We start from the raw sequence: 2,204 nt of genomic DNA, 5'->3' as shown, positions 1-2,204 counted from the left end.
CGTGGGGTCGGGGTCGGGTACTGGCGGCGCGGCGGGTTGACCGCAACACGTTTTGTGGCGTGTCCGTTCGGGGCGCCGGGGTCGCGGATGTATCGGACCGGGGATCTGGTGTCCTGGGGACCGGACGGGCAGCTGCGGTATCTGGGCCGTGCTGATGAGCAGGTCAAGATTCGCGGGTACCGGATTGAACTGGGCGAAATCCAAACTGTCCTGGCCGGATTGGATGGTGTTGAGCAGGCGGTGGTGATCGCCCGCGAAGACCGTCCGGGGGATAAGCGTCTGGTGGGGTATGTCACCGGTGATGTGGACACTGGTGCCGCACGTGCCGTGTTGGGTGATCGGTTGCCGTCGTACATGGTGCCTTCGGCGATCGTGGTCATCGATGCGTTGCCGTTGACGGTCAACGGCAAACTTGATCGAAAAGCCCTACCCGCCCCGGACTATCAACACCTCGACACCTACCGCCCGCCCACTAACGCCGTCGAGGAAATCCTGGCCGGTATCTACGCCCGGGTCCTGGGGCTGGAGCGGGTCGGGGTGGACGACTCGTTCTTCGAGTTGGGTGGGGATTCGCTGTCGGCGATGCAGGTGATCGCCGCGATCAACACAACCCTTGATACCCAGCTTGCGGTGCGCACCTTGTTCGACGCTCCCACGGTGGCCAAGTTGGCGCCCCTCCTCAGCGAAGCAGGGGGTCGGCGTGAGCCGTTGACAGCCGTAGAGCGACCCGCCGCGGTGCCGTTGTCGTTTGCCCAGTCCCGGTTGTGGTTCCTCGACCAGTTGCAGGGGCCCTCCCCGGTCTACAACATGCCGGTGGCGTTGCGGCTGAACGGGCACCTGGATGCTGAGGCGTTGGGTGCGGCGCTGGCCGATGTGGTGGGCCGCCATGAGAGCCTGCGGACGATGTTCGCGGCGCCCGAGGGGATACCGCGGCAGGTGGTGGTGCCGGCTGAGCGGGCTGAGTTCGGTTGGCAGGTCGTCGATGCCAGCGGCTGGTCGGTGGAGCGGCTGGGTGAGGCGATCGGGGCGGTAGCGCTTCACGGTTTTGACCTGGCCGCCGAGATTCCTTTACGGGCACGGCTTTTCCGTGTCGGGGACGACGAGCACGTGTTGGTGGCCGTAGTGCATCACATCGCCGGGGATGGTTGGTCGGTGCGGCCGCTGGTGCGTAATCTGGGCGAGGCGTATGTCAGCCGGTGTGCGGGGCGGGTCCCGGGTTGGGCGCCGTTGGCGGTGCAGTATGTGGATTACACGTTGTGGCAGCGTGCGCAGTTGGGTGATCTGGCCGACGGCGACAGTCCGATCGCCGCGCAGTTGGGGTATTGGGAGCAGGCGCTGGCCGGGATGCCCGAGCGTGTGCAGCTGCCCATCGATCGGCCCTATCCGGCGGTGGCCGATTACCGCGGCGCCAGTGTGGCGGTGGAGTGGCCAGCGCAGTTGCAGCAGCGGGTGCGCGAGGTGGCCCGCGAGCACAACGCGACCAGTTTCATGGTGATCCAGGCCGCCTTGGCGGTGCTGCTGTCTGAGGTCAGTGCGAGTTCGGATGTGGCGGTGGGCTTCCCGAGCGCTGGGCGCCCTGACCCGGCAGTAGATGAGTTGGTGGGTTTCTTCGTCAACACGCTGGTGCTGCGGGTCGATCTGGCCGGGGACCCGACGATCGCCGAGCTGCTGGCCCAGGTGCGGCGGCGCAGCCTGGCTGCTCTTGAGCACCAGGACGTGCCCTTCGAGGTGCTCGTCGAAAGGCTCAACCCCACCCGATCGCTGACCCATCACCCGCTGATCCAGGTGATGCTGGCCTGGCAGAACCTCCCCGGGCACGACAACAGCGATCCGGCGGCCGGATTGAGTTTGGGTGATGTGCAGGTCACGCCGTTGTCGGCGGACACCCACACCGCCCGCATGGATCTGGTGTTTTCGCTGGCCGAGCAGTGGACCGAGGCTGGTGAGCCCGCTGGGATCGGCGGGGCGGTGGAGTTCCGTACCGACGTGTTCGACGCAGACACCGTGGTGGCGCTGATCGAGCGGTTCGAGCGGGTGTTGGTGGCGCTGACGGGTGATCCGGGGCGGTTGTTGTCGTCGGTGGATGTGTTGGATGTCGGTGAGCACGCTCGGCTGGATGAGCTCGGTAACCGGGCGGTGTTGTCCGAGCCGGTGAGCACGTCGGTGTCGATTCCGGTGCTGTTCGCCGAACATGTGCAGTGCTC

Annotated in this window: 1 protein-coding gene; it reads left to right on the top strand. The window is 66.4% G+C overall.

Annotation, left to right across the window (positions count from 1 at the left end; genetic code table 11):
• A partial coding sequence (locus tag M2432_RS27840; protein ID WP_280830083.1) for a condensation domain-containing protein occupies positions 1-2,204 on the top strand: 2,204 nt, incomplete at both ends.

It is taken from the genome of Mycobacterium sp. OTB74 (assembly GCF_029892685.1).
In the GTDB taxonomy this organism is placed as follows: domain Bacteria; phylum Actinomycetota; class Actinomycetes; order Mycobacteriales; family Mycobacteriaceae; genus Mycobacterium.
The sequence above is the reverse complement of the archived record's forward strand: the minus strand, read 5'-3'. Positions and strand labels throughout refer to the sequence as shown.